General features: G+C 64.2%; 16 protein-coding genes and 4 pseudogenes. 14 read left to right on the plus strand and 6 right to left on the minus strand.

The genetic code is table 11. The features are described from left to right. Positions 1–44: 44 nt before the first annotated feature. Together ACVWW3_RS32970 and ACVWW3_RS32975 are read right to left on the minus strand one after the other, a co-directional pair. Positions 45–1287: pseudogene (locus ACVWW3_RS32970) on the minus strand (ABC transporter substrate-binding protein). Positions 1288–1436: 149 nt separating this feature from the next. Next, entirely contained in the window at positions 1437–1793 is a 357-nt protein-coding gene (locus tag ACVWW3_RS32975; RefSeq protein WP_456652133.1) for a DUF1304 domain-containing protein, read from the minus strand. 98 nt (positions 1794–1891) lie between these two features. On the opposite strand from ACVWW3_RS32975, the gene ACVWW3_RS32980 reads away from it, so the two are divergent. Next, the gene (locus ACVWW3_RS32980; protein WP_456651893.1) at positions 1892–2422 is read left to right on the plus strand and encodes a methylated-DNA--[protein]-cysteine S-methyltransferase; all 531 of its coding nucleotides are present in this window, start codon (positions 1892–1894) and stop codon (positions 2420–2422) included. 17 nt (positions 2423–2439) lie between these two features. On the opposite strand, the gene ACVWW3_RS32985 is transcribed toward ACVWW3_RS32980, so the two are convergent. Further along, entirely contained in the window at positions 2440–2808 is a 369-nt protein-coding gene (locus ACVWW3_RS32985; RefSeq protein ID WP_456651892.1) for a nuclear transport factor 2 family protein, read from the minus strand. 184 nt (positions 2809–2992) lie between these two features. On the opposite strand from ACVWW3_RS32985, the pseudogene ACVWW3_RS32990 reads away from it, so the two are divergent. After that, positions 2993–3897, plus strand: a pseudogene (locus ACVWW3_RS32990) (LysR substrate-binding domain-containing protein). Between the two features lie 29 nt (positions 3898–3926). Here ACVWW3_RS32990 and ACVWW3_RS32995 read toward each other — a convergent pair. Continuing rightward, positions 3927–6717, minus strand: a pseudogene (locus ACVWW3_RS32995) ([protein-PII] uridylyltransferase). 188 nt (positions 6718–6905) lie between these two features. Here ACVWW3_RS32995 and ACVWW3_RS33000 point away from each other — a divergent pair. The 5 genes and pseudogenes from ACVWW3_RS33000 to ACVWW3_RS33020 all read left to right on the plus strand — a co-directional run bounded on the left by ACVWW3_RS33000 (position 6906) and on the right by ACVWW3_RS33020 (position 11143). Further along, positions 6906–7878 (plus strand): annotated as a pseudogene (locus ACVWW3_RS33000) (aliphatic sulfonate ABC transporter substrate-binding protein). A 208-nt stretch (positions 7879–8086) separates the two neighbouring features. Beyond that, positions 8087–8932: an ABC transporter permease gene (locus ACVWW3_RS33005; RefSeq protein WP_247351664.1), complete on the plus strand. Its 846-nt coding sequence runs from the start codon at positions 8087–8089 to the stop codon at positions 8930–8932. Between the two features lie 4 nt (positions 8933–8936). Further along, on the plus strand, positions 8937–9722 hold the full coding sequence (locus ACVWW3_RS33010) for an ABC transporter ATP-binding protein (protein WP_456651889.1): 786 nt from the start codon (positions 8937–8939) through the stop codon (positions 9720–9722). Between the two features lie 52 nt (positions 9723–9774). Further along, the gene (locus ACVWW3_RS33015) at positions 9775–10284 is read left to right on the plus strand and encodes an OsmC family protein (RefSeq protein WP_354048069.1); all 510 of its coding nucleotides are present in this window, start codon (positions 9775–9777) and stop codon (positions 10282–10284) included. Positions 10285–10345: 61 nt separating this feature from the next. Then, positions 10346–11143 (plus strand): hypothetical protein, encoded by a 798-nt coding sequence (locus ACVWW3_RS33020; protein ID WP_354103337.1) that lies wholly within the window; start codon positions 10346–10348, stop codon positions 11141–11143. A 108-nt stretch (positions 11144–11251) separates the two neighbouring features. On the opposite strand, the gene mutS is transcribed toward ACVWW3_RS33020, so the two are convergent. Next, positions 11252–13987 carry a DNA mismatch repair protein MutS gene (gene mutS / locus ACVWW3_RS33025; RefSeq protein ID WP_456672268.1) on the minus strand — a complete coding sequence of 912 codons (2736 nt, stop codon included), beginning with the start codon at positions 13985–13987 and terminating at the stop codon, positions 11252–11254. A 216-nt stretch (positions 13988–14203) separates the two neighbouring features. Between mutS and pcaF the strand changes: the two genes are divergently transcribed. The 7 genes from pcaF to ACVWW3_RS33060 all read left to right on the plus strand — a co-directional run bounded on the left by pcaF (position 14204) and on the right by ACVWW3_RS33060 (position 20787). Beyond that, complete coding sequence (pcaF, locus tag ACVWW3_RS33030) at positions 14204–15412, plus strand: 3-oxoadipyl-CoA thiolase (protein WP_456651888.1); 1209 nt, start codon at positions 14204–14206, stop codon at positions 15410–15412. 54 nt (positions 15413–15466) lie between these two features. Beyond that, positions 15467–16360 carry a dioxygenase family protein gene (locus ACVWW3_RS33035; RefSeq protein ID WP_456651887.1) on the plus strand — a complete coding sequence of 298 codons (894 nt, stop codon included), beginning with the start codon at positions 15467–15469 and terminating at the stop codon, positions 16358–16360. Positions 16361–16455: 95 nt separating this feature from the next. Continuing rightward, positions 16456–17157, plus strand: a complete 702-nt coding sequence (gene pcaH / locus ACVWW3_RS33040) for a protocatechuate 3,4-dioxygenase subunit beta (protein WP_247442101.1) — start codon at positions 16456–16458, stop codon at positions 17155–17157. Then, positions 17158–17748, plus strand: a complete 591-nt coding sequence (gene pcaG, locus ACVWW3_RS33045) for a protocatechuate 3,4-dioxygenase subunit alpha (protein ID WP_247442103.1) — start codon at positions 17158–17160, stop codon at positions 17746–17748. 209 nt (positions 17749–17957) lie between these two features. Continuing rightward, positions 17958–18773, plus strand: coding sequence for a HAMP domain-containing protein (locus ACVWW3_RS33050; RefSeq protein WP_456672269.1), 816 nt, complete (start codon positions 17958–17960; stop codon positions 18771–18773). 45 nt (positions 18774–18818) lie between these two features. Next, positions 18819–19649, plus strand: a complete 831-nt coding sequence (locus tag ACVWW3_RS33055; protein ID WP_456672270.1) for a methyl-accepting chemotaxis protein — start codon at positions 18819–18821, stop codon at positions 19647–19649. Between the two features lie 46 nt (positions 19650–19695). Further along, positions 19696–20787: a phosphotransferase gene (locus tag ACVWW3_RS33060; RefSeq protein ID WP_456672271.1), complete on the plus strand. Its 1092-nt coding sequence runs from the start codon at positions 19696–19698 to the stop codon at positions 20785–20787. 41 nt (positions 20788–20828) lie between these two features. Here the strand turns inward: ACVWW3_RS33060 and ACVWW3_RS33065 are convergent, their stop codons facing one another. Beyond that, positions 20829–22385, minus strand: coding sequence for an MDR family MFS transporter (locus tag ACVWW3_RS33065; RefSeq protein ID WP_247351683.1), 1557 nt, complete (start codon positions 22383–22385; stop codon positions 20829–20831). Positions 22386–22390 lie beyond the last annotated feature (5 nt).

A 22390-nucleotide genomic window follows, 5' to 3' on the forward strand; every position in this document is an offset into this window, starting at 1 on the left:
AGGGAGCGAGACAGCGTGTGCTGTCGCCTAAGCAACGCGTCGATCTAACCCGCCGTGCCATTGTCCTCGATGATCGGTCCGAACAGCTCCCAGCGTTCGCCGTTGAACTTCATCATCTGCATCTGCTTGTTGACGCGGTAGTCGTTCGGCCCGGTGTTGATCTTGATGCCGGGCAGCGCGAAGCTGGGGCGTGAAGTCCTTGATGTTGGCGACCTGCCTCATGACGTTCTCGCGTGACAGGTCGTCGCCGCACTGCTTCAGCACTTGCGTCAGCAGTTCGGCCACCGAATAAGCGTAGGTGTTGACGGTGTTGAGCTTGTCGCCTTCAGGGAAATACTTGTCCATGAAAGCGAAGAATGTCTTCACGCCCGGATCGTCCTTCCACTGTGGATCGCTGGGCTCCTTGCCATATTGGGTCGAGATGATGCCCTTGGAGATGTCGAGGCCGGCCGGCTTCAGCGTCGCCGAGATCGGGCTCGCATTGATGTCGAGAATGTGCACCGGCGTCCAGCCGAGCTCCGCGACCTTCTTGATGGCTTGCGCCGCGAACTTCGGTGTCGAGGCATCGTACAAGAGGTCGGCGCCGAGCGATTTCAGCTTGACCACTTGGGAGTCCACGGTCGGGTCGGTCACCTCGTAGGACACCTCGCCGATGATCATGCCGGCGGCCTTGTCACCGAGCCCGCTCTTCAGGCCCGCGAGATAGTCGCGGCCCATGTCGTCGTTCTGATAGAGCACGCCGATCTTGGCATTCGGATGCTCCTTGAGAATGTACTTTGCGTAGATGCGTCCCTCGGACACGTAGTTGGGATTGTAGGCGATGGTCCAGGGATAGTTCTGGGGATCGTTGAAGCGCGCGGCGCCGGTGGAGGCCAGCAGCTGCGGGATCTTCTTGCCGTTGAGATATTTTTGCACGGCGGCGTTCGCCGCGGTGCCGATGATCTGGAAGGTGAAGAGCACCTCGTCGCCTTCGACGAGCTTGCGCACCTGCTCGACGGTCTTCGGCGGCGAATAGGCGTCGTCATACTGGATCAGATTGATCTTGCGGCCGTTGATGCCGCCCTGATCGTTGATCATCTTGAAATAGGCGGCCTGGGTCTTGCCGATATTGGCGTAGACGGAATAGGCGCCGGAGAACGGCACGGTCTGGCCGATCTTGATTTCGGTATCGGTCGCGCCCGTGTCGTATTTCTTCTGGGCGTGGGCCTGACTTACGAAGGCCTGGCTGACGGAGAACGCGAAGGCGAGCGCGGCCGTGGTCGTTATGAGGGCTCTGCGATTGGTCATATCGGGTCGTTCCTCCTGACGGAATTTTCGGCCGATGGTCTTTTTCCGTTGATTGCAACGGTCGCCATCGCTGCCGAAGATTGTGGAGGAACGTTCGCCGCCGCGCAAGGATCGCGGAGCTGTGCCGAAGCGTCTCAGGCCAGCGGGCTTTAGGCGAGGAACAGCGCCACCAGCGCGATCGCGGCCGGCAGCGCCTGCACCATGAGGATGCGCGTGCTGACGGTCGCCGCGCCATAAGCGCCGGCCAGGATCACGCAGAGCAGGAAGAACGCCTTGATCTGGAACGCGAAAGCCGAATTGCCGTGCACCAGACCCCAGACCAGGCCAGCGGCCAGGAAACCATTATAGAGCCCCTGGTTCGCAGCCAGCACCTTTGTGATCGCTGCCTTCTCCGGCGTGTTGCGGAAGATCTTCAAGCCTTGCGGCTTGTCCCAGAGAAACATCTCCAAAATCAGGAAGTAAGCGTGCAGTGCGGCAACCAGCGCCACCAGAATATTCGCGATCAGGATCAAGTTGAGCTCCCCCAAGCGTCAGCTTTCGGGTGGACGTTAGCACGGCCAGCGTGGCAAGTGCGATGGCGTGTTTCGATGCAATGGTGCCGCAAATGCCCGCGCGACCGACCACACTGTCTGTAAGCTTCGGCCTCGATCGTCTGGCGACGCCGATCGGGATCGCCCTGCTGGTCACCGACGCCGCGGGCGCCTTGCGCGCGCTCGACTGGGAAGACTACGAGCACCGCATGCGCGAACTGTTGCGCCTGCATTACGGTGCGGTGGAGCTGAGTGACCAGCCTGCGCCGCCGGAGATGCGGACTGCGCTGACGGGCTATTTCGAAGGCGATTTCGGCCAGCTCTCAGGCATCTCATGGCGCGTCGCCGGCACGCCGTTCCAGCAGAAGGTCTGGAACGCGCTCGCAAACATTCCTGCCGGCACCACGATGAGTTACGGCGCGCTCGCCGCCGGGATCGACATGCCCAAAGCCATTCGCGCCGTCGGCCATGCCAACGGCTCCAACCCGATCAGCGTGGTGCTGCCGTGTCATCGCCTGATCGGCGCAAATGGTTCGCTGGTGAAGTATGGCGGCGGCCTCGAGCGCAAGCGCTGGCTGCTGCGGCACGAGGGGGTGGAGGTCTGAGAGTGTAACCGAATCCGTCAGATTTTCGACGTCATCACCTTCTGCGCGATCTTCCAGGTGCCGTTCACCTTTAAGCATGACAACAGGTCCGTGAAGGAACGCGGCGGAATCTGAAATTTCACCTTCAAGAGCGCGAGCTCCCTTTCAACATCGATTGACAGGACCTGATCATCTCGCTCGAAGCCCTGTTGCTTCGGAGCTTTCATGTTGCGAACCGCTGCCAGCCAGGTCGCAATCGGTGTCACGCCCACGTTGCCGTCCTCGGCGACCTTCGTCACTGAACTCGAGGGGTGAAATATGGATGCAAATTTCTCGGCATCCATTTCATAGGCAGCATCGAAATAGGTCTGCGCAAGGGAGCGCAGGACGGGAACGTCCATATCCATTTGTCATCCTCAAGGCTTTTACACCGAACTCATTCGTGCGGCTCGGCCAACTGCGCCGAGCGTCAACCAACCCTCATGTGCGGAAAAGTACTGCAGTTCGTCTTCTTGCTCGCTCAAGCTACGGCAGGGTAGCTTATGAGACTAGACGTATTGTACGGCATGGGCTTGTGAGCGATATTCATAAATGATGACCAACGAAATGAACGAACTCGCTGCGTTTGCAATCGTGGCCGGTGAACGAAGCTTCACACGCGCTGCGATAAAGCTAGGTGTGTCTCAGTCTGCCTTGAGCCACACAATAGGGAGGCTTGAGCAGCGGCTTGAGCTGCAGCTGCTCGCTCGAACAACCAAGAGCGTTGCGCCGACCGCTGCGGGGACGGCTCTTCTGGAAGACTTGTCTCCGGCACTTGAGCAAATTCGTCATGCCCTCGACAAAGCCCGAAGCGTTCGACGCCGACCCGAAGGGCGGCTTCGAATCGTAATGTCACGATCAGCTGCCGTGATGGTATTGTTACCGCGGCTCCGAGCTTTCGCTGAGGCCTACCCTGACATCGTTCTGGACGTTGTCACCGTCACTGGCCCCGTGGACCTTGTTGCAGGCGAGTTCGATGCCGGTATTCAGCTTGGCGAGTACATTCAAAAGGACATGATCGCGGTTCGTGTCACGCCCGAACTGCGATTGGCGGTAGTCGGGTCGCCAAGCTATTTCGCTTCACGACACATCCCCAAAAAGCCAAAGGATCTCAACGATCATCGGTGCATTACCCTGCGTCTTGCGGGCGGTCCATATCGATGGGAGTTTGAGCAGGGACGAAAGTCGGTCACGATCAACGTCAGCGGCCCGCTCATCATTGACGATACTCATCTGGTGATTCAGGCGCGGCGCTCGCTGGAGTTGGTGTCGGGCTCGCCTATGAAGATCAGGTCGCCGAGTATGTTGCGAAGCGCCGCCTTGTTCGCGTGCTGGAGGATTGGACGCCGCCAATTCCCGGCTTCTTCATGTATTACCCCAGTCGTCAGCATCAACCAGTCGCGCTGTCTGCACTGGTGAACGCGCTACGACTCTCTGGACAAAACGCGGCGCGATGATGGAAAGGCTCAGAGTCCGTTTGGGAAAGTCAAGCCGCGGGCTGAGCCGCCTTGTCGCCGGCCATCACGTGGATCAGCGCGCTCTTGATCGCGGCCTGGCGTGTCGGCGCGCTGATCTGCGCGCCCAGGAGGTCGGTGACGTAGAACACGTCGCGGGCACGCTCGCCGAAGGTCGCGACATGGGCAGACGCAATGTTGAGATTGAGCTTCGAGATCGCGGTGGTCAGCTCATAGAGCAGGCCGGGACGGTCGAGGCCTGACATCTCGATCACCGTGTAGCGGTCGGACCATTGGTTGTTGATGGTCACTTCCGGCTCGACCACGAACGGGCGCGCCTTGCTGCGCACGGTGCGCCGCGCCACCACTTCCGGCAGGCGCAGCTTGCCTTCCAGCACGTCCTCGATCATCTCGCCGATGCGGGTCGCGCGGCGTCCCTCGTCCTCGTCACGGTCGTATTCCCGCGAGATCGAGATGGTATCGAGCGCGCGTCCGTCGGTCGTGGTGTAGATCTGGGCATCGACGATGTTGGCGCCGGCCGAGGCGCAGGCGCCGGCGATGATCGAGAGCAGCCAGGGATGGTCGGCGGCGAAGATCGTCAGCTCTGTGACGCCGCGCACCTCGTCGAAGCCGACATTGATCGCGAGCTTGTGGCCGGCCTGCTCGCTGGAGCGGACGAAGCGGGCGTGGCGGATTTTTCGCGGCAGCTCGACCTTGAGCCAATAGGCTGGATAGTGCCGGCCGATATAGGCATCGAGCTCCTCCGCCGGCCACTCGGCAAAGGCCATGCGGAATTCGGCGTAGGCGGCCGAGAGGCGTTTTCCCCGGTCGACTTCCGAGAAGCCGCCCGTCAGCACCGGCTCGGTCTCGTAGTATAGCGAGCGCAGCAGCTGCGCCTTCCAGCCGTTCCACACGCCCGGACCGACGCCGCGGATATCGGCGGTGGTCAGGATCGTCAGCAGCTTCATCTGCTCGACCGACTGCACCACGGCGGCGAAATTCTCGATGGTCTTGCGGTCGGAGAGGTCGCGCGACTGCGCGACCGTCGACATCGTCAGATGCTCCTCGATCAGCCAGGCCACGAGCTCGGTGTCGGCCGCGCTGAAGCCGAGCCGCGGGCACAGCCGTCGCGCCACCTTGGCGCCGGCGATCGAGTGATCCTCGGGCCGGCCCTTGGCGATGTCGTGCAGCAGCGTCACGATATAGATCACGGCCCGGTGCTCAGGCCGGATCTTGCGCATCAGGTCGCTTGCAAGCGTGAATTCGTCGAGGCCGCCGCGCTCGATGTCCTGGGAGGAAGCCGACGCAGCGGATCAGATGTTCGTCGACGGTGTAGTGATGATACATGTTGAACTGCATCATCGAGACGATCTTGCCGAAGGCGCGGATGAAATGACCGAGCACGCCGGTCTCGTTCATCCGCCGCAGCACGATCTCCGCGTTGTCGGACGTCAGGATCTCCATGAACAGCCGGTTGGCTTCGGGATTCTCGCGCATCTGCGCGTTGATCAGGCCGAGCGAGCGCGTCACGTCGCGCATCGCGTCCGGGTGGAAGGCGAGGTTGTTCTTCTGCGCAAGGCGGAAGATGCGGATCAAATTGACCGGATCGTGCTTGAACACGTCGGGCGCGGCAACGTTGATGCGGTTGTTGTCGACGATGAAGTCGTCGCTGTCAGGCACGCGCCGCTTCACCGGAGTGGGGCGCAGCCGCGCCATCATCCGGCTCAGCACCGGCGCGGGCTTGGCCTGCTGGTCCTCGAGCTTGGCGCAGAGGATGGCGGTGAGGTTGCCGACTTCCTTGGCGACCAGGAAGTAGTGCTTCATGAAGCGTTCGACATCCTGCATGCCGGGATGCGAGGTATAGCCGAGCCGGACCGCGATCTCGCGCTGGAGATCGAACGACAGCCGCTCCTCTGGCCGTCCCGAATAGAAATGCAGGTTGCAGCGTACCGACCAGAGGAAGTCGGCGCAGCGGCGGAACGTGCGGTATTCCTGCGCGTCGAATACGCCGCGCTCGACCAGCTCGTTGGTGTCGCGCACGCGGTAGACGTATTTGGCGATCCAGAACAGCGTGTGCAGGTCGCGGAGTGCGCCCTTGCCGTCCTTGACGTTGGGCTCGACCAGATAGCGCGACTGGCCGCCGCGGCGATGCCGCTCCTCGCGCTCGGCGAGCTTTGCGGTGACGAATTCGGACGCGGTGCCTTGAACGACTTCCTTGTCGAAGCGGGCGACCAGTTCTTCATAGAGCGGCTTGTCGCCGGTCAGGAAGCGCGTCTCCAGGATCGCGGTGCGGATGGTCATGTCGCCACGCGCCTGCCGGATCGACTCGTCGACCGAGCGCGTGGCGTGACCGACCTTCAGCCCCATGTCCCACAGGCAGTAGAGGATGGCTTCGGCGACCTGCTCGCCCCAGGCTGTCTGCTTGTAGGGCAGGATGAACAAGAGATCGATGTCGGACTCGGGGGCCATCAGGCCGCGGCCATAGCCCCCGGTCGCCACCACTGCCATGCGCTCGGCGCCGCTTGGGATCGGCGAGCGGTAGAGGTGGCGGGTCGCGGCCGAATACAGGATGCGGATGATCTCGTCCTGCACGTGGCACAGCCGCTCGGCGCAGCGCCGGCCGTGCCGGTCCTTCAGCAGGATCGTTTGTGCCGCGGCGCGCGCCGAGATCAGCTCGGCCTTGAGCAGTTGCGCCATGGCCGTGCGGAATGCGTCCTCACGTCCCTGGTGTCTCTCGGCAAGCGCATCGACCGCGGCGGTGATCCGCGCGGTGTCGAAGCGATCGTCCACCTCGGCCTTGTGCTCAGTTGCGACGCTGTCCATGTCTCACCGGATATAAGAGGCCGCAGGCGCTGTCACCCGCCATTCTCTGGCAATAGTCGTTCCATGCTGGAAAGGTACGACTTTGGGCAAAACTGTTCTCGGCCGGCGCGCTTTCAAGGGGCGGATTTTCTCGTTGACCTCTAGATATAACTCATTGAAAAACAATGAAGTTTTGGAGGAGGCTGGGCATGACTGGGATTACACGACGCATACTGTTGGCGGGAGCGGTGGCTCTTGCTGTGACCCCCGCGGCGCGGGCGGCGGATCCGCTCAAGGAAATCCGCATCGACTGGGCGACCTATAATCCGGTGTCGATGGTCCTGAAGCAGAAGGGCCTCCTGGAGAAGGAGTTCGCCAAGGACGGCATCACCGTCACCTGGGTGCAGTCGGCGGGCTCGAACAAGGCGCTCGAATTCCTCAATGCCGGCTCGATCGATTTCGGCTCGACCGCCGGCTCGGCGGCGCTGGTCGCCCCGCATCAACGGCAACCCGATCAAATCGATCTACGTCTATTCGCGTCCCGAATGGACGGCGCTGGTGACATCAAAGGATTCCAAGATCGCAACCGTTGCGGACCTCAAGGGCAAACGTGTCGCGGTGACGCGCGGTACAGATCCGCACATCTTCCTGGTGCGCGCGCTGCTTGGCGCAGGCCTCACCGAAAAAGACATCACGCCGGTGCTGCTCCAGCACGCTGACGGCAAGACCGCGCTGATCCGCGGCGACGTCGATGCGTGGGCCGGGCTCGATCCGATGATGGCGCAGGCCGAGGTCGAGGAGGGCGCAAAACTGTTCTACCGCAACGCCGACGCCAATACCTGGGGCATCCTCAATGTGCGCGAGCAGTTCTTGAAGGACTATCCGGATGCCGCCCGCCGCGTGCTCGCGATGTACGAAGAGGCGCGCAAATATTCGCTGGCCAATTACGACGAGCTGAAGAAGACCTTCATCGCCGTGACCAAGCTGCCGGAGCCTGTCGTCGACAAGCAGCTCAAGGAGCGCACCGAGCTCACCCACAGCCGCATCGGCGCGCCGCAGCGCGAGTCGATCCTCGCCGCGGGCCTCGCCCTGCAACAGGCCGGCGTCGTCGACTCCAAGGTCGACGTGAAGGCGACGCTGGACGCGCTGATCGACGACCAGATCCCGCTGCCGACGAATTGAGATGCTCTTTCCCTCCCCCTTGTGGGGAGGGTGCCTCGCGAAGCGAGGCGGGTGAGGGTATCTTTCCTCACGATCGGTATTGCGAGCGGAGAGAACCGCTCATCCGGCACTTCGCGCCACCTTCTCCGGCAAGGAGAGAAGGGAAAAGCAGCGGAGGGCGCGGCAATAGTAGTGTTGCTTTCCCCGACCAGACGCGCTTCCTACGGCCATGATCTCCGACGCGCCAGCCCTGCAACAAACCTCGGAACCGGCCGAGAGCGCCGCCGCGCCGTCGCGCATCTTGCGTTATGCACGGCCGATGCTGGGTGTGTTGTTGCCGCTGATCCTCGCGCTCGGCTGGGAACTTGTGGTCTGGTTTGGCTGGTCCAACGGCCGGCTGGTGCCGCCCCCCTCGCGCGTCTTTGCCACCATCGCTGATCTCGCCCGCTCCGGCGAGCTGATCCGTCACATCGCCGCGACGCTGTGGCGCGTCGGTCTTGGCTTTGCGTTCGGCGTGGTCGCGGGCACGCTGCTCGGGGCTATCTCCGGGTATTGGTCGCTGGCGCGCCGGCTGCTCGATCCGACCGTTCAGGCGCTGCGCGCGATCCCCTCGCTGGCCTGGGTGCCGCTGTTCATCCTTTGGCTCGGCATCTTCGAGACTTCGAAGATCGTGCTGATCGCGGTCGGCGTGTTCTTCCCGGTCTATCTCGGCGTGATGGGCGCGATCCTCATCGTCGATCGAAAAATCGTCGAGGTCGGCCGCACCTTCCGTCTCTCCGGCCCCGCCATGATCCGCCGCATTCTGCTGCCCGCGGTGCTGCCGGCCTATATCGTGTCCTTGCGCGTCGGTCTCGGCCTGGGCTGGATGTTCGTGGTGGCGGCCGAGTTGATCGGCGCCTCCGAAGGCCTCGGCTATCTCCTGCTCGACGGCCAGCAGCTTGGCAAGCCCGCGCAGATCCTCGCCGCCATCGTGATCTTCGCGATCCTCGGCAAGCTCACGGATTGGCTGATCGAGGTCGCGGCCGCGCCCTTCCTGCGCTGGCAGGATGCCTTCGGCCGCACGAAGGGAGCGTAACGCGATGCTGGCGCTCGAACGGGTCAGCAAGACCTATCCCAACGGCGTGCAGGCGCTGGCGCGCTTTTCGGCGGAAATCAAGCAAGGCGAGATCGTCGCCATCATCGGCGGCTCGGGTTGCGGCAAGTCCACGCTGCTGCGCGCCATCGCCGGCCTCGACCGCACGAGTTCCGGTACCGTGACGCTCGACAGCGAGGCGATCGCCTCGCCGCATGCCAAGATCGGCATCATCTTCCAGGAGCCGCGGCTGCTGCCCTGGCTCAGTGTCGCCGACAATATCGGCTTTGGCCTCGCCGACCTGCCTGCGACCGAACGGCGTGAGAAAGTGGCGCGCGCGCTCGAGCGTGTCGGGCTCGCCGACAAGGCGCAGGCCTGGCCGCGCGAGCTTTCGGGCGGGCAGGCACAGCGTGTCGCGATCGCACGCGCGCTGGTGCCTCAGCCCGAGGTGCTCTTGCTCGACGAGCCGTTCTCGGCGCTCGACGCCTTCACCCGCAGGGATCTCCAGGATCATCTGCTCGATCTTTGGGCCGATACGCGGCCGACGCTCATCCTCGTCACGCATGACGTCGACGAGGCCGTGGTGCTGGCTGACCGCGTGCTGGTGATGCGGCCGCGGCCGGGCCGGCTGTTCGACCAGATCGAGATCAATCTGGGCCGGCCGCGCGACCGCAATTCGCCGCTGTTCGAGAATTTCAAGCGAAGTGTGCTGACGTCACTCGACCGTTCGCTCGACCGGAGTGTGCCCGACCGTGACGCAATGCAGGGTCCCGGTCAGGCCATGTGGTGGTGACAATTCGTCTCCGAGCCGGTACATCGGCAGGCGTATCTTCCGGGAGAGAACAATGGACGCCGCAGAACTGCGCCAGATGCAGGCCCCGATCAAGGAACGCTACAAGACCGATCCCAAGACCGCGATGATCACGTTGAAGGCCAAGGGCTCGACGGATAGCGATGGCATCGCCTGCAAGGTCGAGACCGGTCGCGCCATCGCAATGGCCGGCCTGCATCCCGCGACCGGCGGCTCCGGCCTGGAGCTCTGCTCCGGCGACATGCTGCTCGAGGCGCTGGTCGCCTGTGCCGGCGTCACCCTGAAGTCGGTCGCGACCGCGATCGAGGTGCCCTTGAAGACCGGCGACGTTTACGCCGAGGGCGATCTCGATTTCCGCGGCACGCTCGGCGTCGACAAGGAGACTCCGGTCGGCTTCGCCGAGATACGCCTGCGCTTCGAGGTCGACACCGATGCGCCGCAGGACAAGCTCGACCTGCTGCTCAAGCTCACCGAGCGCTATTGCGTGGTCTATCAGACCATCAAGAACGGCCCGAAAGTCTCGGTGTCGATGCAGCGAATGTAATCAACAAGTGTCGTCCTGGCCTTGTGCGCAATTGCGCACAAGGACGGAATGACAGAAAAAAATGTCCCCCGACCTCCACTTCATTCTCTTCCTTCTCCTGCGCATGGCGATCGCGGCGGCGTTCGTCGTGACGGCCTCCGTTATCACCGAGCGCTCGGGCCCGGTGATCGGAGCGCTGGTGGCGACCCTGCCGATCTCGGCCGGTCCCTCCTACGTCTACCTCGCGCTCGACCACGATGCCGCTTTCATCGCGCAGGGCGCGCTGTCGAGCCTGCCGGTCAATGCTGCCACGATCTTCATGTGCCTCATTTATGTCGTGCTGTCGCAACGGCACAGTCTTCTGGTGAGTTGCGGAAGCGCGGTCGCGGTATGGATCGTGCTGGCCTCGATCATCCGCCAGTTCGACTGGCCGCTCGCCGCCGGGCTCGTCGCCAATCTGATCGCGTTCAGCATCTGCATTCCGCTACTCGCGGGCTATCGCCATGTGAAAATGCCGCTGGTGACGCGCCGCTGGTATGACGTGCCGATGCGCGCTTTGCTGGTTGCGACCCTCGTCGCCATCGTGGTCTCGACGTCGGGCTGGGTCGGCCCCAGGATCAGCGGCATCATCGCGCTGTACCCGGTCGTGTTCTCCAGCATCATGGTGATCCTGCATCCGCGCATCGGGGGGCCGCCGACCGCCGCCGTGCTCGCCAACTCCGCCTGGGGCTTGCTCGGATTCGGCATGGCGATCGCCGTGCTGCACGTCGGCGCCGCCAATTTCGGCTCCGCGATCGGCCTTAGCATGGGGCTCTCCACCTGCGTCGTTTGGAATCTGACGCTGTGGTGGAACGGGCGAAGGAAGCGATTGGCGCACTAGCCTCGTCATTGCGAGGAGCGAAGCGACGAAGCAATCCAGACTGCCGCCACAGAGAGATGCTGGATTGCTCTGCTCCGCTCGCAATGAAGGTTGCGGAAGGACCGTTCGCTACTTCGGCAGTTTCGCTTTCAACGCATACAGCGCATCGAGCGCTTCGCGCGGCGACATCTCGTCCGGGTGCAGGGCCTTCACGGCGTCTATCAGCAGATCGGCTTCGCTCGGCGGCGCGGCTTCCGCCGCGGCGCGCGAGGGCACTGCGAACAGCGGCAAATCGTCGGCGAGCGCGCGTGCGGTCTGGCCGCGGTCCTGGGCTTCCAGCTTTGCCAGCACCGATTTCGCGCGCGTGATCACGGCCGGCGGCAGGCCAGCCAGCTTCGCCACCTGGATGCCGTAGGAGCGATCGGCCGAGCCCGGCAGCACCTCGTGCAGGAACACGACATTGCCCTGCCACTCCTTCACGCGCACGGTGGCGTTGAACATGCGCGGCAGTCTTGCCGATAGCGCGGTCAGCTCGTGATAATGCGTGGCGAACAGCGTGCGGCAGCGGTTGCTCTCGTGCAGATGCTCGATCGCGGCCCAGGCGATCGAGAGACCGTCGAAGGTCGCTGTACCGCGGCCGATCTCGTCGAGGATCACGAGCGCGCGCTCGCCGGCCTGGTTCAGGATCGCAGCGGTCTCGACCATCTCCACCATGAAGGTGGAACGGCCGCGGGCGAGATCGTCGGCGGCGCCGACGCGGGAGAACAGGCGGTCGATAATGCCGATCCGCGCGCGCCTCGCCGGCACGAAACTTCCGATTTGAGCAAGAAGAGCAATCAACGCGTTCTGGCGCAGGAAGGTCGACTTGCCGGCCATGTTGGGACCGGTGAGCAGCCAGAGCTGGCCGGACTTTTGCGCAGGTCCTGGCGACAGGTCGCAGGCATTTGCGATGAACGGCTCGCCGTTGCGCTTGAGCGCCTGCTCGACCACGGGATGGCGGCCGGCCTCGATCGCAAAGCCGAGAGACGAGTCCACCTCGGGCCGCACATAGTTCTCGTCGATCGCCAGCTTGGCCAGCGACGTCGCGACGTCGAGCAGCGCAAAGCCGTGAGCGGCGGCACGCAGATCCTCGCTGATGTCGAGCGCCTTGGCGCAGAGCTGTTCGAAAATCTCGAGCTCGAGGCCGAGCGCACGATCGCCGGCATTGGCGATCTTGGCTTCGATCTCCCCCAATTCGGAGGTGGTGAAGCGCACCTGGCCCGCCAGTGTCTGGCGGTGGATGAAGGTCGCGTTCAACGGCGGCGACATCAGCTTGTCGCCGTGCTGCGCGGTCACCTCGACGAAATAGCCGAGCACGTTGTTGTGCCGGATCTTCAGGCCCTTGACGCCCGTGCTGTCGGCGTAGCGCGCCTGCATCGAAGCCACCACCAGGCGCGAGGCGTCGCGCAGGTTTCGCGTTTCGTCCAGCGCAGGCTCGTAGCCCTGGCGAACGAAGCCGCCGTCGCGCTTGATCAGCGGCAGTTGATCGTCGAGCGCCCTGGCGAATTCCGCCGCGAGCTCGCGCGATGGTCTTTGCAGCGCTGCCATCACCGCGGCGATCTCCTGCGGCGGTTGGTCGAGTTCGCCGAGCCGCGTCAGCACCTGGTCGGCGGCGATGACGCCGTCGCGCAGACCGGCGAGGTCACGCGGGCCGCCGCGGCCGACCGACAGACGGGCCAGCGCCCGCGACATGTCGGGCGCACCGCGCAGGATGCTGCGGATGTCCTCGCGCGCGGCAGAGTCTGCAACGAAGCTGCCGACCGCATCGAGCCGCCGCGCGATCGCCGCCGCATCGGTCAGCGGCGCGGCCAGCCGCTGCGCCAACAGTCGAGACCCCGCCGAGGTCACCGTGCAGTCGATCGCGTCGAGCAGTGAGCCGCGGCGTTCGCCCGCCAGCGTCCGCGTCAGTTCGAGATTGGCGCGCGTCGCCGGATCGATCGCCATCGTCGCACCCGAGGCCTCGCGCGCGGGCGGCGACAGCGGGGGGTGCTTGCCGACCTGGGTGCGGTCGACATAGGTGACGGCCGCGGCCGCGGCGGTGGCTTCGAGACGCGAGAGCTGCGCCAGTCCGTCCATGGTCGCGACGGCAAAATAATCGCACAGCCGTTTCTCGGCGGTGGCGCCGTCGAAGACGTCACGGGTCAGCGGCGTCACCGCCGGCAGCTCGCGCAGGGTCTGTCCGAGCTCGCTGTCGTTGTAGAGCGCGTCGGTGACGATCACCTCGTTCGGATTGATGCGCGCCAGTGTCGCGGTGAGCTCTCCGCCCGAACACTCCGTCACCATGAATTCGGCGGTCGAGATGTCGATCCAGGCGAGGCCAAAGCGGTCACCGCCCGCCGATGAGCGGGCGCGCGCGAGCGCCATCAGATAGTTGTTGGCGCGCGCGTCGAGCAGCGTGTCCTCGGTCAGCGTGCCCGGCGTGACCAGGCGCACCACGCCGCGGCGCACGACGCTCTTGTTGCCGCGCGCCTTGGCGGCGGCGGGATCCTCGGTCTGTTCGCACACCGCCACCCGGTGCCCCGCGATGATCAGCCGGTGCAGATAATCCTCGGAGCGCTCGACCGGCACGCCGCACATCGGGATATCGGCGCCCTGATGCTTGCCGCGCTTGGTCAGCACGATGCCGAGTGTCCTGGAGGCGATCTCGGCGTCCTGGAAGAACAGCTCGTAAAAGTCGCCCATCCGGTAGAACAGCAGCAAGCCCTGATGGGCCGCCTTGATTTCAAGGTACTGTTCCATCATCGGCGTGACGCGCGCGGCAGCTTCCGCCTGCGGCGTGGTCGCTTCGTCGGGGGGCGGTACAGGGATCGGTTGTTGCATTGTCATGGGCGGCGCAACCTACAAAATTTCGCCCCGCGCTCCTATCGCTTTGGCCGGGGCGGGGAGGTTTTCCACGTTGTCCGCACCGCGGCATGCGCTGCTGGCGTGCGCACCCCTCGGAACACGCGCGTATCAGTCAATTGACCTGCCGCGGGCGCCCTCCTAAAACTCCGTCGACATTGAAGAATTTAGGCCCGATCGCGGCATTCAGGGAGAACAGCGATGCGTGACGTCTTTATCTGCGATGCCGTGCGGACCCCGATCGGCCGTTTCGGCGGCTCCCTCGCCAAAGTGCGCGCCGACGACCTTGCGGCCGCCCCGATCAGGGCACTGATGGCCAAGCACCCCAATCTCGACTGGGCACAGGTTGACGAGGTCTTCTTCGGCTGCGCCAACCAGGCCGGCGAGGACAACCGCAACGTTGCACGCATGGCGCTCCTGCTTGCGGGCCTGCCGGATTCAGTTCCCGGCCAAACCCTGAACCGGCTCTGTGCCTCCGGCCTCGATGCGGTCGGTGCCGCCGGCCGCGCCATCCGTTCCGGCGAGATCGAGCTCGCGATTGCCGGCGGCGTCGAATCCATGACGCGCGCGCCGTTCGTGATGGGCAAAGCGCAGGAAGCCTTCTCGCGCTCTGCCGACATCTTCGACACCACGATCGGCTGGCGCTTCATCAATCCGCTGCTGAAGGCGCAGTATGGCGTCGATGCCATGCCGGAGACCGGCGAGAACGTTGCGGAAGAGTTCCAGGTGTCGCGTGCCGATCAGGATGCTTTCGCGATCCGCTCGCAGCAACGCGCCGGTGCGGCGATTGCGGCCGGCTATTTCGCCGAAGAAATCACTCCGATCACCATTCCCGGCGGCAAGGCCGGCCCCGTTATCGTCGACAAGGACGAGCATCCGCGCCCCGAGACCACGCTCGAAGCCCTCGCCAAGCTGAGGCCGATCGTACGCAATCCCGGCACGGTAACCGCGGGCAATGCCTCCGGCGTCAATGACGGCGCCGCCGCGATGATCCTGGCGTCCGAAGCCGCCGTGAAAAAGCATGGCCTGACGCCGCGTGCCCGCATCCTCGGGCTTGCGTCGGCCGGCGTGCCGCCGCGCATCATGGGCATCGGCCCTGTGCCCGCGACCCGCAAGCTGATGGAGCGTCTCGGCAAGAAGATCAGTGATTTCGATCTGATCGAGCTCAACGAAGCCTTCGCCTCGCAGGGCATCGCCTGCATGCGCCAGCTCGGCGTTGCCGACGATGCCGATTTCGTCAATCCGCATGGCGGCGCGATTGCGCTCGGCCATCCCCTCGGCATGAGCGGCGCGCGCCTTGCGCTCACCGCCGTGCACGGCATGGAAAAGCGCGGCGGCAAGCTCGCGCTTGCCACCATGTGCGTCGGCGTCGGCCAGGGCGTGGCTGTCGCGATCGAGAAGCTGAACTAGGCTCTCTTCTCTCTCCCTGCTTGCGGGAGAGAGAAATTTTAGGGATCCGCTTCCATGATCATTGCGGGCGAGCAGGACGTCACGGCCGCGGCCCTGGCGGTGATGGAGCGGACGTCCGATCCGCGGCTGCGCCAGATCATGGTCTCCCTGGTCAAGCATTTGCACGGCTTCGTCCGCGACGTTCGTCTGACCGAGAAGGAATTCCGCGACGCCACGGCTGTTATCGCCGAGCTCGGCGAGCTCTCGACCGACACGCATAATGAGGTCGTGCTGATGGCGGGCTCGCTCGGCGTCTCGCCGCTGGTGTGCCTGCTGAACAATGGCGATCAGGGCAACACGGAAACCGACCAGTCGCTGCTCGGACCGTTCTGGCGGTTGAACTCGCCGCGGATGGAGAATGGCGGATCGATCGTGCGCTCCAAGACGCCGGGCGCGCCGCTGTTCGTCAACGGTCACGTCGTGGACAGGGACGGCCGTCCCGTCGCCGGCGCCGAGGTCGACGTCTGGCACGCGTCGCCTGTCGGTCTCTATGAGAACCAGGACCCGGAGCAGGTCGACATGAATCTGCGCGGCAAGTTTACGACCGACCAGGACGGAGGCTTCTCTTTCCGCTCCGTGATGATGGTCGGCTATCCCATTCCGACCGATGGCGTGGTCGGCCGTCTCCTGGAGGCGCAGAGCCGGCATCCCTATCGTCCCGCGCACCTGCATGCCCTGGTCTTCAAGCCCGGCTTCAAGGTGCTGATCTCGCAGGTCTACGACCCGGCCGATCCGCATATCGACAGCGACGTGCAGTTCGGCGTGACGAAGGCGCTGATAGGCAAGTTCCTGCGTCATGACGCGCCACACCCGACAGAGCGCGATGTCGCGACGCCCTGGTATTCGCTCGATCATGTCTACCGGCTCGAAGCCGGCGAGGCCGTGCTGCCGCGTCCGCCGATCAAATAGGGCTCAAAGCCGCTTCCCCCAATTAGTTATATCCTATAATGATTGGCGGAAGCGTTGACCGGTCGGACCGAACAGGGCCGGGGAGGAGTTCGCCAATGACATTCATCTATCCCGTCGACAGCAACCAGGCGCATCCGCTGCCGCTGTCGCCCGAATACAAGAGCTCGATCAAGCGCGCGCCGAACAAGCCCTTGATCCCGATGCGCCATACGTTGTCGGAGCTGACCGGCCCGGTCTACGGCCATGAGACTGTGCGCGAGGGAGACAGCGACCTCACCACCCAGCACACCGGCGAGCCGCTCGGAGAGCGCATCATCGTGCACGGCCATGTGCGCGACGAGGACGGCCGCGGCGTTCCGAACTCACTGGTCGAGATCTGGCAGGCCAATTCCTGCGGCCGCTACGTTCACGTCCGCGACCAGCATCCGGCCCCGCTCGATCCGAATTTTACGGGCGCCGGCCGCACCGTGAGCGATGCCTCCGGTTATTATCGTTTTGTCACGATCAAGCCTGGCGCGTATCCCTGGGGCAACCACCACAACGCTTGGCGTCCCGCGCACATCCATCTCTCGGTGTTCGGCCATTCCTTCGTCACGCGTCTGGTGACGCAGATGTACTTCCCTGCCGATCCGCTGTTCCCGTTCGATCCGATCTTCAATTCGGTGCCGGACGAGAAGGCGCGGGCGCGGATGGTGTCGTCGTTCGACTTAGAGAATACCCAGCCCGAATGGGCGCTGTGCTACCGCTTTGACATCGTGCTGCGCGGCAAGAACGCCACGCCTATGGAGAACCATTAAGTGCAGGATAATGGGATCACGCCATCGCAGACGGTCGGCCCGTTCTTCAAATATGGCCTGACGCCAAACGGCGACTACGCCTGGAACGATGCGTTCACGAACTCGACGCTGACTCCCGACGTCACCGGCGATCGCGTCCGCATCGAGGGCCGTGTGTTCGACGGCGACGGAGTCGTTGTGCCTGATGCCATGCTGGAGATCTGGCAGGCCGATGCGCAGGGGCGCTTTGCCGATCCGCAGGACAAGCGCGCGCTGCCAAATGCGAGCTTCCGCGGCTTTGCCCGCTGCGGCACCGACAAGGATGGCAACTACGCCTTCGAAACCATCAAGCCAGGCGCGGTGCCCGATCCCGACGGCAAGCCGCAGGCGCCGCATATCCTGCTTGCGGTGTTTGGCCGCGGCATGCTGCGGCATCTCTATACCCGCATCTATTTCGGCGACGAGGCCGGCAACGCCGCCGACCCCGTGCTGGCGCTGGTGCCGGCCGACCGCCGCGCCACGTTGACCGCCGTACGCGAGGCCGGCAAGCCAGTGTACCGGCTCGACCTGCGATTGCAGGGCGACAACGAAACTGTGTTTTTCGACGTGTGACTGAGGTGGCGTCCCGGATCTGCGCTTGCGCCTATCCGGGACGATGGCGGAGGACCGGGCCCAACTTTCGCTGCCCGAAACCGCTCGCTGACGCCGTTTTCCCGTAGTTCTCCGGAGTCCGCGCGATTCAAATTCCGCGCGAAGCAATCCCGTGTTTACCGTAATCCTCTAGGATCCGTTGGATTTGGCGCGGCCCATCGGATTGTTTCATGAAAATTCGCCTTTCGCTTTCTTCCGCAATCATTGCTTTCGGCATCGTCCTCGCCATCGGCTTTACCGCCGTGGTCTCCACCAGCCTCTACGCCCTGCACGAGCTCAAGGTCGGCGGCCCGCTCTATACCGACATCAAGCTCGGCAATGACCTCATCGCGGACATCCTGCCCCCGCCGGAATATGTGATCGAGGCCTATCTCGAGGCTACCCTCGCCATGCGCGAGCCGGACCGGCTGGCGGCGCACGGCGACCGCCTGGTCCAGCTCCGCAAGGATTACGACGAGCGCAAGGCTTTCTGGGTTACCTCCAGCCTCTCGGCCGACCTGAAGACCGCGCTGGTGTCGAAATCCGACGCCGAGGTGCAGAAGTTCTGGAAGCTGTTGTCCGACCAGCTCCTGCCGGCCCTCAAGGCCAAGGACACGGCCGCCTCCGAGCGCGCCTACGCGCAGCTCAAGGATGCCTACACCGCGCATCGCGCCGTCATCGACAGCATTGTCGAGAGCGCCAACAAGCAGAATGCCGAAATGGAGAAGCTGGCCGCGGACCGCGACAGCTCCATGCTTTATATCCTCATGGGCGTTTCCGCCGCCGTTCTGGCATTCATTGCCGCGGGCCTGCTCGGCGTCGCGCTCGGCGTGGTGCGCCCGATCGTGCGCATGACAGGCACGATGCAAAAGCTCGCGACCGGCGATCTCGCCGCCGACATCCCCTTCGCACACCGTCAGGACGAGGTCGGGTCGATGGCGGGCGCCCTGCTGGTGTTCAAGCAGGCGGCAGTCGACAATGCCCGGCTGCGCGAAGAACAGCTGTAGCAGGAGCAGGAGGCGGCGCTGGCCAAGCGTGGTGCCCTGCAACAGATGGCCGATACGGTTGAGCGGGAAACCGGCCGCTCGGTCGATACCGCAAGCGCTGCGACCCAAGGCGTGGAACGGGCGGCCTCCAGCCTGTCCGAGATCGCGCGGTCGTTGTCCACGGAGTCGCAGGCGGTTGCCTCGGCGTCCACCCAGGCCCTGAGCAGTTCGCAAACCGTTTCAGCCGCGGCGGAAGAACTGAGTGCTTCGATCCGTGAGATCGCGACCCAGGTCGCGCGGACCAGCACGGTCACAAAATCGGCGGTCGCCGGTCGTGAACAGGCGCGTTCGACCATCCAGGCGCTGGCCGGTTCGGTCAAGAAAATCGCCGAGGTCTCCGATCTCATCGGCGGCATCGCCGGTCAGACCAACCTCCTGGCACTCAACGCCACGATCGAGGCCGCGCGTGCCGGCGAAGCCGGCCGCGGTTTCGCGGTGGTCGCCGCCGAAGTGAAATCCCTGTCCGACCAGACCGCCAAATCCACCGAGGAGATCGCGCGGCTGATTGCCGAGATCCAGGCCTCGACGCAGGCCGCGGTCGATGCCGTCGAAACCATGGGAGGCCACATCCTCGAGATCGACGGAGTTGCCACCTCGGTTGCCGCCGCGATGGAAGAGCAGGACGCCGCGACGCGTGAGATCACGCGGTCGATCTCCGAATCGGCTTCCGCGGCGAAGGAGGTCTCGGCCAAGATCGGCGATGTCAGCCGCGACGCCGCCTCCGTGAACGAGCGCGCCGCGGAGGTCAGACAGGCGATCGCCGGCATGGCGGCCAATCTCGAACAGCTCCGGTCGGTCGTGGTCAGGACCGTGCGCGCCTCGACCGCTGCGGCTTAGGCCGGCATCGGGTTGGCCGCTGGTGCGTGGGGCGTGATCGTGCAGTATGACGCGGGACAGGGGCATCGTGGCTATGACACCTCCACAATTGCCGGCGGTCGTTGAGCCCGCCCGACTGACGGCAGCGCTCCGCAGGAGTGGCGTGCTGGACGCCGGCGCAGTCCGCGAGGTGAAAGTGCTGCATCAGCGCGACACCGTCGTGTCGCACATTATCCGCCTTGGCCTGCGCTATGTGGGGGAATCCGCCGGCGCCCCGCAATCGCTGATCCTGAAGACCGCGCATTCCGACTTCGCAAAGACGCTTGCAAATGGCGGCCGGCACGAAGTGGCCTTCTATACGCAACTCGCGCCAACAGTGCCGGCGGGGCTTGTGCCGCGCTGCTTCGACGGGCATTTCGACGAGGAGAGCGAGACCTGGCATCTCCTGCTCGAAGACCTCACCGACAGCCATGAGATTGCGACGCAATGGCCGCTGCCACCGTCGCGCGATCAGGCGATGGCGATCGTCACGACGCTCGCGCGATGGCACGCGGCCTGGTGGGACCATCCCGGTCTCGGCGAGACCGTCGGCACCTGGGCGAGCGAGGAGGACAGCGCAACTCACATGGAGACCTTCGCCGGCCATTACGATCGCTTCGCGGACCTGCTCGGCGATCGCCTCAGCGAAGAGCGCCGCATCCTCTACCGCCGGCTGATCGATCAGTCGGCCCGGCTATCCCTGCGCTATCATTTGCGACGTCATGTCAGCATCACTCATGGCGATGCCCATATCTGGAATTTCCTGCTGCCGCGCGCCGGCGTCGCCGATACCGTGCGGATCTTCGACTTCGACCTGTGGAACATCAACGTGCCGACCAACGACCTCGCCTACATGATGGCGATGCAATGGTATCCGGAACGCCGGCAGACGCTCGAGCGGGCGCTGCTCAACCGTTACTACGAGACGCTGATCGCGCGCGGCGCCAGCGGCTATACGCGCGGCGCGCTCGATCAGGATTACCGTTGGTCGGTGCTCTGGCACATCACCACGCCGGTCTGGCAATGGAGCATCAACATCCCGCCGGTGATCTGGTGGAACAATCTGGAGCGGGTGATGCTGGCGGTCGAGGATTTAGGGTGCGAGGAGTTTTTGGGGTAGTTGGCGCTGCACGCTCGCCGTCGTCCAAGTTGTGACGCACCCTACTCCATCACCGCATGTTCCGGCCCGGCCGACTGCTTGCGCAGCGTGGCCTTGGACGAGCCGATCATCAGGGCGAGTGGGATGGTGCAGAGGATGAAGATCATCACCAACATGTAGTCGTGCGCGAAGGCGATGATCTGCGCCTGCACGCTGACCATCCTGTCGGCCATGGCGCGGCCGGCGTCGGTGGAGAGATTGATCATGCCGCTGACGTTGGGCATCTGGAGCGCGTGGTTGAACGGGTTGATGTTCTCGGACAGGATCGCATAGGTCTTGCGCGTGCCCTGCGTCAGCTCGGCGACGACGATGGAGATGCCGACCGAGCTCGCGACGTTGCGCAGCAGCGTCAGCATCGAGGTGCCGTCGGTGCGCAAGTGGTTCGGCAGCGTCAGGAACGCCACCGTCGAGAGCGGCACGAAGACGAGGCCGAAGCCAAAGCCCTGGATCACGCTGACGACCACGATTTCCGGCACCTGGGTCTGGTCGGTCCAGCCCGTCATCTGGAACAGCGAGGCCGCCGTCAGCGTCAGGCCGCAGATGATCAGCGTGCGCGCCTCGATCCAGCGCATGATGCGGCCGACCATCATCATGGCGAAGAAAGTGCCGAAGCCGCGGCTTGCGAGCAGGCCGCCCGCGGTCATGATGGGATAACCGATCACGTTCTGCAGGTAGGGCGAAGCCAGCGCCATGGTCGAGTACAGCACGAGGCCCATCACCGTCATGAAGATGCAGCCGGTGAGGAAGTTGCGATCCCTGAACAGCGCGAACTGAATGAAGGGACGCGAGGTCGTGAAGGAGTGGGCGAAGAAGTAATAGAAGGCGACGCCGGAGACGGCGAACTCGGTCACGATCTCGACCGACTCGAACCAGTCGAGCTGCTCGCCGCGATCGAGCGCGAGCTGGAGTGCGCCGATCCCGATCGCCAGCGCGGCAAAGCCGAACCAGTCGAACTTCAGGCTGAGATTCTTATCGGTCTCGTCCATGAAGACGGCGAGCCCGAGCACGGTGATCGCGCCGAACGGCAGGTTGACGAAGAACACCCAGTGCCAGGAATAGCTCTCGGTGAGCCAGGCGCCCAGCGACGGGCCCATGATCGGGCCCATCATCACGCCCATGCCCCAGATCGACATCGCCGTGGCGCGTTCCTGAAGCGTGTAATAGTCGAGCATCACTGACTGCGACAGCGGCACCAGCGCTGCGCCGAATACGCCCTGCAGCAGGCGGAACAGCACCATCTGGTTGATGTCCTGCGCGAGGCCGCACAGCACGGAGGCGAAGGTGAAGCCGGCCGCGCAGGCGATGAAGATGCGCTTGCGGCCAAAGCGGTTGGAGATCCAGCCCACCGGCGCCGTCATGATCGCAGCGGCGACGATGTAGGACGTCAGCACCCAGTTGATCTGGTCCTGCGAGGCCGATAGCGTGCCCTGCATGTAGGGCAGGGCGACATTGGCGATGGTGGTGTCCAGCGCCTGCATGATGGTCGCCGTCATGGCGCAGATCGTTACCATGTTCCGGCGCATGCCGGGGACCATCAGGCTCGCATGGGGGCCGGACATCGGAT

The organism is Bradyrhizobium sp. LM2.9 (assembly GCF_054056555.1).

Bases quoted from the DNA above. Each gene is read 5' to 3' on its own strand.
- ACVWW3_RS33050 (WP_456672269.1), top strand. From the start codon at position 17,958: ATGAAAATTCGCCTTTCGCTTTCTTCCGCAATCATTGCTTTCGGCATC.
- pcaF (WP_456651888.1), top strand. From the start codon at position 14,204: ATGCGTGACGTCTTTATCTGCGATGCCGTGCGGACCCCGATCGGCCGT.
- ACVWW3_RS33015 (WP_354048069.1), top strand. From the start codon at position 9,775: ATGGACGCCGCAGAACTGCGCCAGATGCAGGCCCCGATCAAGGAACGC.
- mutS (WP_456672268.1), bottom strand. From the start codon at position 13,987: ATGACAATGCAACAACCGATCCCTGTACCGCCCCCCGACGAAGCGACC.
- ACVWW3_RS33055 (WP_456672270.1), top strand. From the start codon at position 18,819: ATGGCCGATACGGTTGAGCGGGAAACCGGCCGCTCGGTCGATACCGCA.
- ACVWW3_RS33060 (WP_456672271.1), top strand. From the start codon at position 19,696: ATGACGCGGGACAGGGGCATCGTGGCTATGACACCTCCACAATTGCCG.
- ACVWW3_RS33035 (WP_456651887.1), top strand. From the start codon at position 15,467: ATGATCATTGCGGGCGAGCAGGACGTCACGGCCGCGGCCCTGGCGGTG.
- ACVWW3_RS32985 (WP_456651892.1), bottom strand. From the start codon at position 2,808: ATGGATATGGACGTTCCCGTCCTGCGCTCCCTTGCGCAGACCTATTTC.
- ACVWW3_RS33010 (WP_456651889.1), top strand. From the start codon at position 8,937: ATGCTGGCGCTCGAACGGGTCAGCAAGACCTATCCCAACGGCGTGCAG.
- ACVWW3_RS32980 (WP_456651893.1), top strand. From the start codon at position 1,892: ATGCCCGCGCGACCGACCACACTGTCTGTAAGCTTCGGCCTCGATCGT.
- ACVWW3_RS33020 (WP_354103337.1), top strand. From the start codon at position 10,346: ATGTCCCCCGACCTCCACTTCATTCTCTTCCTTCTCCTGCGCATGGCG.
- ACVWW3_RS33005 (WP_247351664.1), top strand. From the start codon at position 8,087: ATGATCTCCGACGCGCCAGCCCTGCAACAAACCTCGGAACCGGCCGAG.
- ACVWW3_RS33065 (WP_247351683.1), bottom strand. From the start codon at position 22,385: ATGTCCGGCCCCCATGCGAGCCTGATGGTCCCCGGCATGCGCCGGAAC.
- pcaH (WP_247442101.1), top strand. From the start codon at position 16,456: ATGACATTCATCTATCCCGTCGACAGCAACCAGGCGCATCCGCTGCCG.